Raw genomic sequence first — 16,935 nt, 5'->3', positions numbered from 1 at the left:
CATGTTTGCTGATAAAGTGAAACTTCCTCTAGGGCTAACTACCCCTTCCCATTCTTGATCTCCATTGGTACACACTGACGGATGTGCAAGAAACCATCCCTTGCAACATGATGAAATGTACCATATATCCCGTCCGTTGAAAAGTGACTTTCTATTCGTTTTTAACCAAATTCGAAGTCGCTCTTGTACATTATTCTACTATGATGATCCAATTTTTAAAAAAGATTATGTAAATAGCCGAGATCTTCCATATTGTTTTATGAGCCGAAACGCAAAAAGCAACAAAACAAGGGAGAATTCAACTTGAGCTTCATGCATAAAAGGCTGAACGCTTTCGCATTCAGCCCTCCTTTTTCTTATTTTACTGCAACAATTCTTACAGACATTTCCCCGCCCGGTGTTTGCACGGTCACTTCATCGCCTACTTTGCAGCCCAATAAGCTTTTCGCTATAGGTGAATCATTGGAAATTCTGCCTTCAAAAGGATCAGCTTCTGCACTTCCTACAATGGTATAGCTTTCTTCTTCTCCTTCTGGAAGTTCCACAAAGGTAACCGTTTTTCCAAGCGTTACTGTATCCGGATTGTATTCATCATCTTCAATAATTTTCGCATTGCGGATCATCGTTTCAATCGTGTTAATCCGTCCTTCAACAAATGCTTGCTCTTCCTTTGCAGAATCATACTCTGAGTTTTCGGAAAGGTCACCAAAACTGCGGGCAATTTTAATTCTTTCAACTACCTCTTTCCGTTTCACCGTTTTTAAGTATTCAAGTTCTTGTTCCAGTTTTAATTTTCCTTCCCGTGTCATTGGATATTCTTTCTCCGTAGACATGTCCCTTCACTCCTTTTTAAGCTGTCCATCTCTAATTGAAAAAACAACTAGCAATGTTTCGCTTTTCTATTCATATCTATTGTATTTTTTTGTATTTTTTTAAACATGTTATTACAAAATTGATTTTTGTTCAAGAATCGTTTGAATTTTAGTAACCATTAAATCGATGGCTACATGGTTCTGACCGCCCTCCGGAATAATAATATCCGCATACCGTTTCGTTGGTTCGATAAATTGATTATGCATTGGACGAACCACTTGAATATATTGTTCGACTACGGATTCTAAAGTTCGACCGCGCTCTTTTATGTCTCGTGTCAAGCGTCTTATGAAGCGCAAGTCTGGATCGGTATCCACAAAGAGCTTAATATCCATTAAATTGCGAAGCCTTTCATCTTCCAGTACTAATATGCCTTCTAATATAATGACATTTTTCGGTTCTACACGGATCGTTTCGTTAGATCGAGTATGGATGGTATAATCGTAAACCGGTTTCTCGATCGGTTCATAATTAAGCAATTTTTTTAAGTGCTCAATCAATAGGTCATTGTCAAAAGCCAAAGGGTGGTCGTAATTCGTTTTTAATCGTTCTTCAAAAGGCACATCACTTTGGTCTTTATAATAGGAATCTTGCTCCAATACCAAAATGGAGTGTCCTTTAAAATTATTATATATTGCTTTTGTAACGCTCGTTTTTCCGGAGCCGGAACCGCCGGAAACCCCGATGATCACTGGCTTTTTATCCATCTAGCTATTTTGTCTCCTTTCGCATCATGTTGTATGGATAAAGCGGGCGATCCACCTTAAATCGTACAATCTGCAAAGGATGGCGCGCAGCGTCGATTTCGTTTCCTTCCTCATCCCAAATCGTTCCAATGGTTTGGGTGAAATTTTCGATTTCAGGGCCGAAAAATTCCACTTCGTCTCCCGGACGGAAATGGTTGCGTTGCTGCAATGTCACCATTTGGGTATCCGGATTGTAAGCCAATACCAGCCCCGCGAAATCGAAAGCTGTTTTTTTGCTGTGTGTGCCAAATAATTGTTCTTCATAACCCGGTACTCCCCCTTCAAAAAAGGCAGGAGCCGTTTCACGATTGGCACATTTTTCAAGTTCATCCAGCCATTCTTGTTTCATCGTAAAATGATCCGGGTCCGCGCAGTAAGAATCAATCACTTGCCGATATACACTGACAACAGTCGCAATATAATGAATGGACTTCATTCGGCCTTCTATTTTCAAACTATCAATCCCGAGTTCAATCATTTTCGGAATCGATTCGACTAATTTCAAATCTTTGGCACTCATCGCAAACGGAGCATCTTTTTCAGTAAATAAAGGCTTTTCCTTGTCTCCGTTTAATTGATAGAGGTCGTAATCCCAACGGCAGGACTGGCAGCATCCTCCACGGTTGGAATCGCGTGCTGTCATATAATTACTTAAAACGCATCTTCCTGAATAAGCGATGCACATAGCGCCATGGATGAACGCTTCAATTTCAATATCGACTTTTTGTTTGATTTCTTTAATTTCCTCCGCGCTTGTTTCACGCGCAAGCACAACACGCTCGAGTCCTTGCTCCTTCCAAAATTGGGCAGCTTTCCAATTCGTTAAAGACTGCTGCGTGCTCAAATGTCGTTCCAGTTTAGGAGCAACGCGTCCAGCCGCGTCAATGATTAACGGATCAGCGACGATAATTCCAGCTACCCCTGCATCTTCCAAAGCTTTTAAATACTCTTCTAGTCCGTCCATATTTTCGTTATGAGCATAAATATTGGTTGTGACATAAATTTTAGCGCCGTATTTCTTCGCAAATTCCACCCCTTCTTTTATTTCTTCAAGGGTAAAGTTATCGGCATTGGAGCGCAATCCATATTCCTGCCCTCCGAGAAAGACAGCATCGGCGCCGTAATGGACAGCAATTTTCAACTTTTCCAAATTGCCGGCAGGCGCCAGCAACTCTGGTTTTTTGACGATCACTCGTTTTCCGTCAACAATTTGTGAAATGTTATCTTTCAATATCGTAGACATTCCGATGCCTCCTTTTAAAATATAGACAAAGACTTAAACATCCGCTCCACTCAATCTCCATTGGGCTGTATTCAACTTGGCATTTCCTACAATCCCTAATTAATAAACCGTTTCCTTAAAGAAAAAGCCCGTATCCAATGGACGATGCTTCGGCTGGATGGCCACTATTTGTTCATATAACTGATCTTTCACTTCTTCATAGGCATCCGGATCTTCTGCACATAAATCGATTGCTTTGCGATACAGTTTTGTCACCTCGATGATATAGTCCGGTTCTTTTAGTACGCCGTCGATTTTGAAGCTATCGATTCCTGCTTCTACCATTTCGGTGAGTTCATCGATCATGCAAACATCGTTTGGACTCATAATATGAGTACCGTTTTCATCTTCAAAAATCGGGTATTTATTGTCCCGTTCTTTATCATAAAGGTACATATTTTTGTCTTGGTTTTTATTCTTTATTTCCAACATTTTTCCTTGATATTCAAAGTAATTCTCAAGCAAAGCACGCTTCGATTGGAACATGCAAGTCATACCATGTATTTGAACTTCGATCTCCACTTCGGCATGTTCTTTTGTTTCAATGACGGCATCCATGCTTAATTCACGGGCCAAAACGGCACGCTTTGATCCAAGGCGCCCCCAGTAATTGCAAGTATACCAATTGGTTCCAGTAGTCTCCGTACTCCAATGCAATTTCATATTTGGTGCTATTTCCCGGATTGTCATCAACACCGCAGGATCGCCAAAAACGATCGCATCGCATTTTACGTCCTTTAAAAACTGAATATAATCTTTTAATTCTTCGACTTTTTCATTATGAAAGATAGCATTCATTGCCACATATACTTTTTTCCCTCGCGAATGTGCAAGTTCAACTGCTTTTTTCACGTCATCGCGAGAAAATTCGCCGGCCAGTCTGAGCCCATATCGCTGCTCCCCTATCATAAATGCATCTGCTCCAGCATCGCACAAAGGCAAAATATCTTGAACACTGGTAGGAGTAACAAGTAACTCTGGTTTATTTGCCATCTTTTTCACCTCGATAAATACTGATTGCCAGCCCGTCGCCAACAGGAATGATCATCGTCGAAAAGGACGAATGATTCACCAACCATTGATTATATTGACGGATTTTGGATGCTAATTGGCGAATTCGCTTCTTTGCTATATCCGTTTCAGCTACATGTCCTTTAAAGAGCACATTATCAGTATACACAACACCGTTTTCCGCTAAATACGGTGTGTACATTTCAAAGAACTTTTGATACTGACCTTTTGCCGCATCGATAAAAATGGCATCATAAGGCCCCATCTCGCCTGCTTCCGCTGCCACTTCCAATGCATCGCCCAAAATCACGGAAATGCGGTTCTCTAAACCTGCCCGACGAATAAATTGAATCGCTTGATTGTAGCGGCTTTCATCACGTTCAATCGTGACAATTTCAGACCCGCTGATGGCTTGTGCGATTCGAATCGCTGAATATCCAATCGCCGTGCCGATTTCGAGAATTTTTTTAGGCTTTTGGATTCTCATAAATTGCAGCATCGTTTCGATGCCGGCCGATTCCATAATAGGAACATGTTCTTCTTTCGCCAATTGTTCCATCTCCTGAATGAAAAGCGGTTTTTCAGGAAGGAGCGACTGCCAGTATTGTGCTATCTTTTCTTCCATCTTTCTTCCCCATTCCTGCTAAATGAATTGAAAAGAAGCGAAAATCGATTGACAAGAAAAAGCAGAAAGCCCGAAAGCTTTCCACTCGTCTTTCATTTCGTCTTCTAAAAAGCCTTTTTCCCCCCCCGACCGTTGATGCCGAGGAGTACAATTGGCGGAAGTTTAACTTTGTCTAGTTTACCATACTTTTATCATAAATGCTAATAGCTCTTATTTCTTTTCAGCATCGTAGTAATTGGTAATAAATTTTTGTTTTAATCGATTGTGTTCTTCCAACGTTTTAGCATAATAAACATCCCCGCTAGGCGCCGCAAGAAAATACAGGTAATCCGTTTGTTCCGGATTTAAAGCTGCTTCTAAAGAAGATATTCCGGAATTTGAGATGGGACCAGGGGGCAATCCTTTATATTTATACGTATTGTATGGCGAATTCACTTTTAAGTCTTTATATACGACACGACTTTTATGCTTGTTGAGTGCATAAAGCACAGTCGGATCTGTTTGCAGCGGCATTTTTTTGGCCAGCCGGTTATAGAAAACGCTGGAGATTTTACGTCTATCCGCTTTCTTTGTCGCTTCTTCTTCAATAAGAGAAGCCATTGTAAGCAATTGATGAGGGGTCAAATGTTTGACCTTCATGGCTTTTTGATATTGAGATAGGACGCGATCTGTTTTGGCGATCATATCTTCAATGATCGTATCCAGCGGAGTTTTCGGATCATAATAAGCGTAAACAGCCGGGTACAGATACCCTTCTAATGGATATTTTACTTTTGGATTCAAAATTTCCTTTGTCAGCAAATCCGGATATTTTTTGATCAATTGCTGAATAAAAGCACGGTCGTTTAAACGATTCCAGACGGTATTGTAATCATAAGGCGAATGTTTGCTAATCGTTTTGGCAATTTCGCGCAATTGACGTCCCTCTGGTATCGTGAATACGATTTTGGCAAATTCATAAGAATTTCCCTTCTGCAAATCACGTATGATATCATCAAGAGACATGGAGGGCGCAAAATAATAGGTTCCAGCTTGGAATCCTGTTTTTCCCTTCCATTGTATGTAATATTTAAAGGCTTGTTGATTGCGGATAATACCTTTTTTTTCTAGGATTTTTCCGATTTTTGCGGCGCTTGACCCTTGGGGGATAGTCACTTTGACCGGTGTGCGATTTCCCTTATCTACTGGCTGCAGCGACTGGTAGATATAGAAAAAGACCACTGCTGCCAAGGCAACAATGACAGCAAATAGTGATAAAAAAAAGTTTCTTTTTCTTTTTTTTCTTCTATAGTCAGTTAAATCCCAATGAAACTTCGACATTCTCTTTCCCCTTCCGACATAAAACGGGATCAATCGATCATTTTTTCCATCCATCATTATACTACAGAACGTGGAAAAGGGCCGTTCTAAATTTTAGAACGGCCTGAAAAATTCTCCAATGATTATTTTTCGTGTTCGTGTTCATGATTATGTTCGTGCTCTTCTTCTTGATCGAGAAACGTATTCAGCATTTCTTCAATAAGATCCCATTCTTCTTCGGTTTCTACCGGTTCGAGATCACCGGAATTTCCTTCGCTGGGATGAAAAGAAGCGGCAAAAATTTCAATTTCTTCATCATCGGTTGTTTCCGCCGGATAATAGAGCACATAAGATTTGTCAAATTGCTCGGAATCAAATGTAAAAAGCACTTCACATAAAATCTCATTTCCTTCTTCATCTACTACAGTAATATGTTGATCTCCGTGTTCCATCTTTTCACCTCATTATTTATTGAACGGCAGCCGCATTGTTTTCTAACAGCTATTTCAAACTATCCAAATAACCTTGTAGAATCATGACAGCAGCCATTTTATCAATGACTTTTTTTCTTTTTTTGCGGCTCACATCCGCCTCTAACAGAACTCTTTCGGCAGCCATCGTACTCAGCCTTTCATCCCAGAGCACAACGGGAAGAGAAAACTCTTTTTCCAGTTTTTTCGCATACGCTTGAGAAGCTTCTCCTCTCGGGCCGATCGTGTTATTCATGTTTTTGGGCAACCCGACCACAATCTTATCGACTTGATAATCTTCGATTAGTTCTTTTAAACGGTCGAAACCTAGATCGCCTTTCTCTTCATCCACCTTGATGGTTTCAATCCCTTGGGCTGTCCAGCCTAATTCGTCGCTTATCGCAACGCCGACTGTTTTGGAGCCCACGTCTAACCCCATAGTTCTCATATGATTATTCCTCTCGCTGCTTCAAATACGTCTTCACCAATTCTTCAATAATTTCGTCCCGTTCCAATTTTCGAATCAAGTTCCTGGCATCTTTATGCCGGGGAATATAAGCTGGGTCTCCTGAAAGCAAATAGCCAACAATTTGATTAATGGGATTGTATCCCTTTTCTTGAAGAGCGTCATAAACTTGGAAAAGAATTTCTTTCACGTCATGATCAAAAGGCTCATCTGAAAAATGGAATTTCATTGTCTGATCAAAAGAGCTCATTCCCTCGCACCTCGTTTCGGCTTCACGCCTTCAGTCCATTTACCCATATTGTACACTATCTTTTATTCAATGGAAACGGATTTCACCCACTCTTCGACAAAAGCGAGCGCTTCTTCCGTTTTTTCCGGATGTTTCCCGCCGGCCTGAGCCATATCCGGGCGGCCTCCTCCGCCCCCGCCGCAAACAGCGGCCACTTCTTTTACAAGTTTTCCTGCATGGAATCCTTTCGCCACAAGGTCTTTCGTCACGCCAGCGATAAAATTCACTTTTTCTTTTTGAACGGAACCTAAAACGATGATTCCTGACGGCAATTTTTGCTTTAATTCATCTGCCATGCTTCGCAATTGATTCATATCCGACGCATCGACTTTCGCCGACAGCACATTGATTCCATCAACTTGTTTCACTTGATTGATAAGACTGCCCGCTTCTATATTGGACAATTTTGCAGCAAGTGATTCATTTTCACGCTGCAATTCTTTCATTTCTGCTTGAATACTGTCAATTTTCGTCAAAATGTCTTTTGGATGCGTCTTTAATTTTTCAGACGCTTCTTTTAATAACGCTACTTGGCTGTTTAACAGCTGGTATGCTCCTTCACCTGTGACAGCTTCAATCCGGCGGGTTCCAGCACCGATCCCCGTCTCGGAAACAATTTTAAACAACCCGATAACTGACGTGTTCGGCACATGGCAGCCACCGCACAGCTCCAAGCTGTAATCTCCGATGGAGACAACGCGGACAATATCTCCGTACTTTTCGCCGAATAAAGCCATCGCACCTTGTGCTTTTGCTTCCTCCAGTCCTTTATATTCAATTCCGACCGGAAGGCTTTTCCAAATTTTTTCGTTCACAATCGCTTCAACTTTTTCCAATTCTTCTGGACTCACTTGACCGAAATGGGAGAAGTCAAAACGCAGCCGTTCAGGTTCTACCAGCGAACCTGCTTGGTTAACGTGATTTCCAAGTACATCTTTCAACGCCTGATGCAAAAGGTGAGTAGCTGTATGGTTTCGAGTTACGTTTGCACGGGCCGTTTTATCAACTTGCGCGTGAACCAATTGTCCTTGTTCGAGAATCCCTTCATCAATGACGGCGTTATGAAGGTGCTGTCCATTTGGCGCTTTTTGTACATCTTGAATGGTGACCTTCACATGATCAGCTACAAGTACTCCTTTATCTGCGATTTGACCGCCGCTTTCTGCATAAAAAGGAGTCCGATTGAGGATGAATTGGACGGTGTCGCCTGCACTGGCTTTTGAAACTATTTCTCCGTTTTTCAAAATCACTTCTACCACTGCGTCTGTTTCCAGCTGATCATATCCGATAAATTCGCTTTTCGTTGTAATGGATTGCAGAAGAACGTTCTGAGTTTGCATGGAATCGACGTCTTGACGTGCTGAACGGGCTCGTTCCCGCTGACGTTCCATTTCTTTTTCAAATCCTTCATAGTCGATTTTCAAGCCTTCTTCTTCTGCATACTCTTCCGTTAACTCCACCGGGAATCCGTAAGTATCATATAGGCGGAAGGCATCTTCGCCGCTAATCGTTTTGTGATTTTGTACTTTTGCCTTACGGATCACCGATTCGAGAATAGAAAGACCTTCATGCAGTGTTTCATGGAATCGTTCTTCTTCATTTTTCACGACTTTTTGAATAAAGGCAGCTTTATCGTTTACTTCCGGATAGTAATCAATCATAATGTTTCCCACAACTGGGACAAGTTCATACATGAAAGGACGATTTATATGGATCTTTTTCGCATAGCGAACAGCTCTGCGCAGCAATCGTCTAAGAACATAGCCTCTTCCTTCGTTGGAAGGCAATGCCCCGTCTCCAATGGCAAAAGTGACCGTACGAATGTGATCGGCAATCACTTTAAATGCAACATCTTTTTCCGGATCTTTTCCGTAAGTTTCTCCTGAAATTTTTTCAGTAGCTCTTATAATGGGCAAAAACAAATCGGTATCGAAGTTCGTTTCCGCTTCTTGAACAACGGAAGCCATTCGCTCAAGACCCATACCGGTATCAATATTTTTCTTTGGAAGCGGTGTATAAGTGCCATCCGGATTATGATTGAATTGGGAAAATACTAAATTCCATATTTCCAGGTAGCGGTCGTTTTCACCGCCAGGATACAGTTCAGGATCATTAGGGTCGTCTCCATATTGCGGACCGCGGTCATAAAAAATTTCCGAGTTGGGACCGCTTGGCCCTTCGCCTATATCCCAGAAGTTGCCTTCTAAACGAATAATCCTCTCCTCTGGAATCCCAATTTTCTTGTTCCAAATTTCAAAGGCTTCCTGATCTTCGGGATGGATGGTAACGGAAAGCTTTTCTTTCTCGAAACCCATCCATTTTGGATCGGTCAAAAATTCCCATGCCCATGCAATGGCTTCTTCTTTGAAATAATCTCCAATAGAAAAGTTTCCAAGCATTTCGAAAAACGTATGGTGGCGAGCCGTTTTCCCCACATTTTCAATGTCATTAGTGCGAATAGATTTTTGAGCATTTGTAATTCGCGGATTTTCCGGTACCACCCTGCCATCGAAATATTTTTTTAAAGTGGCCACACCGCTGTTGATCCACAACAAAGATGGATCATTATTTGGAATGAGTGATGCGCTCGGTTCAATTTGATGGCCTTTTTCTTTAAAAAAGTCCAAAAACATTTGGCGTATTTGGGCGCCAGTTAATTTTTTCATGCTATAACCTCCTACATAAACAATTCTGTATGTACAATGAAAAACTAGAGTTATGGATAAAATCGTTTTGCAAGCAAAACGCATGAAAAGAGTCCGGCTAACTGACCAATTGTGGCGCTCTAAAATAAAAAAAGCCCTCCTTCCCGGACAAGGACGAAGGGGTCTTCGCGGTACCACCCTGATTATGGATCCATCGATTCACACAATCCATCTCTTTGGCGCCTTAACGCGGCGTACTACGGCAGTTTTTGCCTGCACTCCGGATTAGCCTTCTGTTATCCTTCATCTGGAATTTCTTTCAGCCCGGGGAAATTCCTCTCTTCCGTGTAATCACATTACACTCAGATGGTCTATAACATACTCGATCCTTCTTTGTTTTATACCCATTTGAAATTGTTTTTAAAGGAAATGGCCTTATCGATCAATCTTGGTAATTCGTTAATTTGTTCATACAATTTGGTTTCACTTGTCTATGTCGCATTATAGAAAGTTATTCAATATTTGTCAATGTTATTTATGGGGCTTCCATAAATGCGTTTTTGCATGCACCATTGCCACTTTTACAACGGCCAGAAACGGCACGGCGAAAATTAATCCGGCAATTCCTCCGACTTCTCCGCCGATGATAAGGGCAGCCATGATAAATAAAGGGTGCATGTTTAAGCTTTTGCCGACAATAAACGGGGACAATACATTTCCTTCTAAAAACTGCAGAACCAAAATGATGATGATCACGTAGACGGCCATTTTATTTGAAATGGCCACCGCAATGATAACGGCCGGCACCGCACCGATAATAGGCCCAAAATAAGGAATGATGTCGGTAACAGCTATAATGATTCCAAGCAATACAGGATATTTCATATGAATCATCCAAAAAAGGAAAGCAGCAACCGTTCCGAGCAGCACACAGACTAGAATCTGTCCTCTTATATACCCTCCAAGCGATTCATCCAAATCTTTCAGAAAATAAAGCCCTTTTCTCCGCCACTTTTTCGGCGTTAAATACCAAATCACCTTTTTAACATCATGAAAATCTTTTAACAAATAAAAAGAAACAAATGGAACAACGGCAAACAGCAAAAGAAAATTCAGCATTTTCGTCAACCAACCGATAAACAAAGCCAAAAGATTGGTAAGCCAAGTTTCAAAAGCATGAATTCTCGCTTGAATCTGATCTTGAAGGCCATCCGGCCAAGTGGAAGTTTTTCTTTCGAGATGAAACATCCAATGTTGATATTGAGATACTAACACGGGAGCGTTCTCAGACAACTCGTTCAGCTGCTCGATAATGACAGGAATACCTTTGTAAATGGAATAACCCACTCCCCCGAAAAAGAGGAGATAAATCAGGAAAATAGACAGTCCGCGAGGCAGGCCCGCTTGATAAAGTTTCTCCACCCACGGATGAAGCAAATAGGTAATAAAAGCCCCTAAGAAAAATGGAAAAAGCCCGGTGAAGATGACTTTTAAAAAAGGCAACCATACCGGTTTTAAGAGAACAAGCAAATAAAGTGTCACAAAGACCAATAATAAAAAACCCAATTGGTACATCCATTTTATGTATCTTTTAGGATCCATCATCTCATCCCCAACATAGCAAACCATCTACTATTAGGTTGCGAGTGGGATGCTGACTTTATTCGAAGAATCTTTTTCCTAAATCATCCAGCCTGCTGTACTTTTCAACCAAGATTGGTTGGTTTCAAATCGTGACTTGAAGTTTTGAGGGCTTCAGACTGAATGTTCAAGGAAGATGGAAAGAGAAAGAGATGCAGCGGACTGCATCTCTTTTCTCGCTAAAATAATTTTCTCACCTGTTTTCTGAGTTTCCGTATTTGCCGTTGATTAAGCATGGAGGAACGGCCGGCCCAAGCAGAAGCAGCCACACCGGCTCCAAATCCCAGCAATGAAATCATGGCTTTGTTCATGAAACAAACACTCCTTCAGCTTAGTCGTCGTTGTTTCTCATCGAACAAATCGTCCAAAGAGGTTAAAGAACCATCTTCCTCCACTTGATGAGTGTAAATCATTTGATTGGATACGGTTAACTCAATAAAACAATTCCAGCAATAGTATTGGTTGATCCCTATTTTGCCGATATCTTTACTCTGGCAATTTGGACAAATAAGCATGAAAGCCACCTCGCACACGTTCTGGCGTGACGATAACGGCATCTTTTCCGATCGCAGGGGGTGTATTCGTGCGGATTATTTTGCTGCCTTCCAATAGATCCGAAAAGAAACCATCCGTCAACTCATACCCTACGATCATGCCCAAATTTTCCAGAAAATATACATCTTTCAACCGGCCAAGGATTTCTCCATTTTTATCAAAAAAAGGCGTTCCTTCGATCGATTGTTTATGAAAAAACGTAAAAATTTTATCTGAACAAAATGGAATCAACCGTTCCTTTTTCGTCATGATGCAGTCGACCCCAAAGCATTCTACCGAATCAATCGGCAGCTGCTTTTTCACAGAAAAAAGGGAGACCGTCTTAACTAACAGCGACTTTACCTCGCCTTTTTCCGATATACAAAGATCGCAAACCTCCCCAAGGCGGCTGCCTGTACAGACATCGAAAACAGGCAGCCTGTTTAAGGAAGAAAATGTTCGCAAAAAGTGTCCCACCTTTCCCGAACTATTTATTATTGTGGGACTTACTCCATAAAATCATAAGGGGTAACGTTTTCCATTCCTATCATAGGATTGATTTGCATCCACTCTTCTTCACTCATCGGATAGGAAATGGAATTTTCTTCCTTGCTGTCAGCATCTTTATTAGCCAACACTTCTGACAGTTTTTGGCAAAGAGTTGTTTTTCTCAACAAACTATCGTTACGTTCAACGCCCCAACGAAACGCTTCTTCTTCGCCGCATAAAATTAAAAATTTTTTGCTTCTGGTCACGGCAGTATATAATAAATTTTTTCGAAGCATGCGATAATAGCTTTTCACAACAGGCAAAATCACGATAGGAAATTCGCTTCCTTGTGATTTGTGGATGGAACAGCAATAAGCATGAGTGATCTGATTCAATTCTTGGCGTGTATAGGTGACTTCATTTCCTTCAAAAGAAACAAGGACCATGTCTTGTTTTTCCGTGTTTTCTTTCGCGTAAAAAATGGAAATGACCTCACCGATATCGCCGTTAAATACATTTTTTTCCGGTTTGTTGACAAGCTGAAGCACTTTATCTCCAATACGGTAGACTGTATCCCCGAAAGCCAATTCTTTTCGAGATTGATCATGATTTGGATTTAAAATTTCCTGCAGCATTTTATTTAAACGGTCAATCCCGGCAGGCCCTTTATACATCGGAGCCAAAACTTGAATATCTTTTGCCGTAAATCCTTTTTTGCGAGCATTTTCCACCACTTGCTCAACAACGCTGGCAATTTGTTGTGTGGAACATTTAATAAACGAGCGATCTTTTTTTTGAACAGCTAGGTCAGCAGGCAGTTTTCCCTTTTTGATTTCATGAGCTAATTCAATGATGGAAGATCCGTTTTCTTGCCGATAAATATCTGTAAGCTGTACAGTCGGTATCGTTTTCGAGTCCAGCAAGTCTTTTAACACTTGTCCCGGGCCGACAGATGGCAGCTGATCTTCGTCCCCTACCAGCACGACTTGAACTTCCTCCGGCAGCGCATTAAAAAATTGATAGGCCAGCCATGTATCCACCATGGACATTTCATCAATGATCACTAATTTTCCGTTAATGGTCCGGTCTTGTTCAAAATCGATTCCGGCTTGCCCGTTCCAGCCAAGCAATCGGTGGATCGTTGCTGCCGGCAGGCCCGTTGATTCCGCCATCCTTTTTGCAGCTCTTCCCGTAGGCGCTCCTAAGACGATCGGAAAAGGGTCGTCTTTACTATAATCTTTCGGATCCAAAGATAGACCGTGCAGCTCTGCGTATAATTCGACAATTCCTTTGATTACTGTGGTTTTTCCCGTTCCGGGGCCGCCCGTCAGCAGCAGCATCGGCGATAATAAAGCCGTTTGGATCGCTTTTTTCTGAGAGGAAGCATACTGTACGCCAATTCTTTCTTCTAATTTTCCCAAGGCTAATAAAAATTCTGATTCAGGAAATTGTTCCTCGTATTGATCTTGGGCTAAGATTCGCTGAATATTGGAAACAATCCCTTTTTCAGCGAAATAGAGAGACGGAATATAAATTCTGTCCTCTTCTTCAATCAGCTTCTTCTCTTTTTTCAATTGATGAAGCTGTTCGGATATGTCAGTCTCAGCGATTGGAGTGCTGCTGTTTTTATCCAAGAGAGCTTTTCCTTTTGAAAGCAAGTCCTTTTGATCCAAATAGACATGACCTTCTTGCAGACATTCCGATTCCAGCGTATACAAACAGGCTGCTTTCAAACGTTCTGGGTGTGTCTCATCCATTCCAAGCCGTTTTCCTAATTCATCAGCGCGCGAAAATCCGATCCCTTCCACGTCCTCCACAAGCTGATAAGGATTTTTTTGGATAATATCCAACGTTTGTTCTTTATAGGTCTGGTAAATTTTCATGGACATTTGCGGACCGAATCCGTATTGATTTAAGGCGACCATGATTTGTTCGAGCCCTTCATTTTCCTTTAAAACATCGTAAAGAGCTTTCGCTTTTTCTGAGGATAGATTCGGAACACCATCAAGCACGGAAGGGGATTTCAATATTTTAGAAATGGCATCTTCGCCTAAATGATCGACAATTCTTTCCGCCGTTTTTCGCCCGATTCCCTTGAACAATTCGCTCGATAAATAATTGATCACTCCTTGCCTTGTCTGAGGAACTTCTTTTTGAAAATGTTTGCATTGAAATTGAATTCCGAATTTTGGATGCTCTTGAAAAAAGCCATAAAAGGTGTATGTTTCATGTTCGTGTACTTGCGGAAAATAACCAGTAATGACCGCTTCTTTTTCTTCATATTGGTCATTTGTTTCTTCCACTTTTACCCTTATGACGGTATAAAGATTTTGTTCATTGCGAAAGATGGTCGCGATATGGCGGCCTTTCACATATGTTTCCTGTTCTGCAAACAGGTTGATATTGTGCTGCCCTTCCATCATTGAACCTCCTTGCTTCGGTTCCAAATCCCACAGCTCATGTTTGATGATTCCCTTCATCTCGAAATTGGAAAGAAAACGGGAAACTCTCCTTAAAGGACGATTCGTTCCACCAACCAGCGATCGGAAAAAGTTTCACAGAAGATGAAAATTTCATTAGATTTTTTCCAGCATCTTTAAACCGTAGCCGGCAAGAAGATGATCTTCTTGCAGCTCAAGCGCTTTTTGAAACATTTTTTTAGCTTGCTCCCGGTCGTCTCGATAGCCGGCATAAGCAACTCCTAAATTATAATAAGCGTCGGCATGATTAGGATTGAGCTGAATGACTTTTTCAAACTGTCGAATCGCTTCTTCATAAACGTTTAGCTTTGCCAAAGAAAGTCCGTATTGAAAAAGAGCTTCGCTGTCGTTCGGATTCAATTCGGCTGCCCGTTGTAGATAAGGCAAAGCGAGTTTGTTTTGTTCCAGTTGGACAAAACACATCCCGGCCATAAAATAGCTGTCTTCATCTTGCATTCCTTTTTGAATCGCTTTTTCAAAACAGCCGACCGCATCTTCAAAACGATTTTCATTATAATAAAGGCTGCCGAGTGCATAATAAGCAGCGGCCGCATTGCCGTCCACCTCAATGGCTTTTTGAAAAAAATTTTCCGCTTTGCGCATCTCGCCCACAGAAACTAGAACGTTTCCAAAATTAATATAGGCAGCGGGATCTTGCGGATTCTCTTCGATATGTTCTGTAAACATCTTCAATGCTTCTTCGACTTTTCCTGCTTGCAAATATTCAATTCCTTTTGCATTTTTGTCCATCATGACACCTCTGATTTGTTCTAATAGGAAGTATATCATATTTGGAGATCCCATTTTCATTTACAAAAAGAAAGGGTTAGACCTTCCGACACAATATATAATAAGTTTATATATCGTGCAGCCCGATTAGGTCAAACCCTGATAAATCGACTGATTCTAGATGATCACTTGAAAACGGCGGTAAATCTTTGGTTTATTTTGAAGCGATTTGGATTCCTATTACCCGACATACGACAAACGATTGCCGTTTTTAAACACTTGGTCAATGGTTCCGCCGCCCAAACATTCCTCACCGTTGTAAAAAACAACCGCTTGTCCCGGGGTCACAGCTCGTACGGGTTCGTCAAACACGACGCTGGCGCGACCGTTCGAAAGCAATTGGACTGTTACCTTCGTATCTGGTTGACGATAGCGGAATTTAGCCGTACAGGTAAATTGCTGCGGTTTTTCGCGATCCGATACCCAGCCGACGTTTGTCGCAATAATCGAATCTGAGTATAGGGCATCATTGTGGAAGCCTTGTCCTACATATAGAACATTGCGTTTCACATCTTTTCCTACGACAAACCACGGTTCACCTGAACCACCAATTCCAAGGCCATGGCGTTGTCCGATGGTATAATACATTAATCCATCATGTTCTCCCATCACTTTTCCATCCAGCGTTTCCATTTTACCGGGCTGAGCGGGCAAATACTGGCTTAAAAACTCTTTAAAATTCCGCTCCCCAATAAAGCAGATTCCGGTGCTGTCTTTTTTCTTCGCTGTAGCAAGCCCTGCTTCCTGTGCGATTTCCCTTACTTGCTTTTTCTCTAAATGTCCGATGGGAAACATTACCTTTTCGAGCTGGAATTGCTGCAATTGATTGAGGAAATACGTTTGATCTTTATTCGAATCTTTTCCTCGCAAAAGTTTTACTTCTCCGCCCCGTTCTTCAACTTGAGCGTAATGTCCGGTGGCCACATAGTCCGCACCAAGATTCATGGCATGATCCAAAAAGGCCTTAAATTTAATTTCTTTATTGCACATGACATCCGGATTAGGAGTGCGGCCCGCCTTGTATTCATCCAAAAAATACGTAAAAACTTTATCCCAATATTGTTTTTCAAAATTTACCGCATAATAAGGTATGCCGATTTGGTTGCAAACGCGAACGACATCATTATAGTCCTCCGTGGCTGTACAAACGCCATTTTCATCTGTGTCATCCCAATTCTTCATAAAAATGCCAATTACATCATACCCTTGCTCCTTTAGCAAAAGAGCGGCTACAGATGAATCTACTCCGCCGGACATGCCGACGACGACACGGGTATCTTTCGGTGATTTTTTCAT

Annotated in this window: 17 protein-coding genes; all 17 read right to left on the bottom strand. The window is 41.5% G+C overall.

The features are described from left to right. Window positions 1-356: 356 nt before the first annotated feature. Complete coding sequence (gene greA / locus N1I87_RS05590) at window positions 357-833, bottom strand: transcription elongation factor GreA (protein ID WP_003355448.1); 477 nt, start codon at window positions 831-833, stop codon at window positions 357-359. A gap of 111 nt (window positions 834-944) precedes the next feature. Beyond that, a complete protein-coding gene (gene udk, locus N1I87_RS05585) occupies window positions 945-1,580 on the bottom strand; it encodes a uridine kinase (protein WP_003355449.1) in 636 nt (211 codons plus the stop codon). A 4-nt stretch (window positions 1,581-1,584) separates the two neighbouring features. Continuing rightward, window positions 1,585-2,862 (bottom strand): peptidase U32 family protein, encoded by a 1,278-nt coding sequence (locus tag N1I87_RS05580; protein ID WP_003355450.1) that lies wholly within the window; start codon window positions 2,860-2,862, stop codon window positions 1,585-1,587. A 99-nt stretch (window positions 2,863-2,961) separates the two neighbouring features. Continuing rightward, window positions 2,962-3,894: a peptidase U32 family protein gene (locus tag N1I87_RS05575; protein ID WP_341100941.1), complete on the bottom strand. Its 933-nt coding sequence runs from the start codon at window positions 3,892-3,894 to the stop codon at window positions 2,962-2,964. Continuing rightward, window positions 3,884-4,537, bottom strand: a complete 654-nt coding sequence (locus N1I87_RS05570) for an O-methyltransferase (RefSeq protein ID WP_327796938.1) — start codon at window positions 4,535-4,537, stop codon at window positions 3,884-3,886. Before N1I87_RS05570 ends, N1I87_RS05575 begins: the two co-directional genes overlap by 11 nt. 210 nt (window positions 4,538-4,747) lie before the next feature. Further along, entirely contained in the window at window positions 4,748-5,857 is a 1,110-nt protein-coding gene (gene mltG, locus N1I87_RS05565; RefSeq protein ID WP_341100939.1) for an endolytic transglycosylase MltG, read from the bottom strand. 122 nt (window positions 5,858-5,979) lie between these two features. Beyond that, the gene (locus N1I87_RS05560) at window positions 5,980-6,288 is read right to left on the bottom strand and encodes a DUF1292 domain-containing protein (protein WP_003355456.1); all 309 of its coding nucleotides are present in this window, start codon (window positions 6,286-6,288) and stop codon (window positions 5,980-5,982) included. Window positions 6,289-6,337: 49 nt separating this feature from the next. Continuing rightward, window positions 6,338-6,754 (bottom strand): Holliday junction resolvase RuvX, encoded by a 417-nt coding sequence (gene ruvX, locus N1I87_RS05555; RefSeq protein WP_003355457.1) that lies wholly within the window; start codon window positions 6,752-6,754, stop codon window positions 6,338-6,340. A 4-nt stretch (window positions 6,755-6,758) separates the two neighbouring features. Beyond that, window positions 6,759-7,022 carry an IreB family regulatory phosphoprotein gene (locus tag N1I87_RS05550; protein WP_003355459.1) on the bottom strand — a complete coding sequence of 88 codons (264 nt, stop codon included), beginning with the start codon at window positions 7,020-7,022 and terminating at the stop codon, window positions 6,759-6,761. Window positions 7,023-7,084: 62 nt separating this feature from the next. After that, the gene (alaS, locus tag N1I87_RS05545; protein ID WP_341100938.1) at window positions 7,085-9,727 is read right to left on the bottom strand and encodes an alanine--tRNA ligase; all 2,643 of its coding nucleotides are present in this window, start codon (window positions 9,725-9,727) and stop codon (window positions 7,085-7,087) included. A 510-nt stretch (window positions 9,728-10,237) separates the two neighbouring features. After that, window positions 10,238-11,308: an AI-2E family transporter gene (locus tag N1I87_RS05540; RefSeq protein ID WP_340395892.1), complete on the bottom strand. Its 1,071-nt coding sequence runs from the start codon at window positions 11,306-11,308 to the stop codon at window positions 10,238-10,240. A gap of 218 nt (window positions 11,309-11,526) precedes the next feature. Then, the gene (locus N1I87_RS05535; RefSeq protein WP_003355462.1) at window positions 11,527-11,658 is read right to left on the bottom strand and encodes a YrzQ family protein; all 132 of its coding nucleotides are present in this window, start codon (window positions 11,656-11,658) and stop codon (window positions 11,527-11,529) included. A 15-nt stretch (window positions 11,659-11,673) separates the two neighbouring features. Beyond that, window positions 11,674-11,862 (bottom strand): hypothetical protein, encoded by a 189-nt coding sequence (locus N1I87_RS05530; protein WP_003355463.1) that lies wholly within the window; start codon window positions 11,860-11,862, stop codon window positions 11,674-11,676. Beyond that, window positions 11,834-12,346: a PRC-barrel domain-containing protein gene (locus N1I87_RS05525; protein WP_003355464.1), complete on the bottom strand. Its 513-nt coding sequence runs from the start codon at window positions 12,344-12,346 to the stop codon at window positions 11,834-11,836. The genes N1I87_RS05530 and N1I87_RS05525 overlap by 29 nt, the downstream gene beginning before the upstream one ends. Window positions 12,347-12,387: 41 nt before the next feature. Further along, window positions 12,388-14,790 (bottom strand): SF1B family DNA helicase RecD2, encoded by a 2,403-nt coding sequence (gene recD2, locus N1I87_RS05520; protein ID WP_341100935.1) that lies wholly within the window; start codon window positions 14,788-14,790, stop codon window positions 12,388-12,390. 156 nt (window positions 14,791-14,946) lie between these two features. Further along, complete coding sequence (locus N1I87_RS05515; RefSeq protein ID WP_341100933.1) at window positions 14,947-15,600, bottom strand: tetratricopeptide repeat protein; 654 nt, start codon at window positions 15,598-15,600, stop codon at window positions 14,947-14,949. Window positions 15,601-15,819: 219 nt separating this feature from the next. Beyond that, window positions 15,820-16,935 carry a tRNA 2-thiouridine(34) synthase MnmA gene (gene mnmA / locus N1I87_RS05510; RefSeq protein ID WP_327796934.1) on the bottom strand — a complete coding sequence of 372 codons (1,116 nt, stop codon included), beginning with the start codon at window positions 16,933-16,935 and terminating at the stop codon, window positions 15,820-15,822.

The organism is Bacillus sp. FSL W8-0102 (genome assembly GCF_038007225.1).
In the GTDB taxonomy this organism is placed as follows: domain Bacteria; phylum Bacillota; class Bacilli; order Bacillales; family DSM-4216; genus Bacillus_O; species Bacillus_O smithii.
This window is presented reverse-complemented; position numbering and strand designations above follow the sequence as displayed.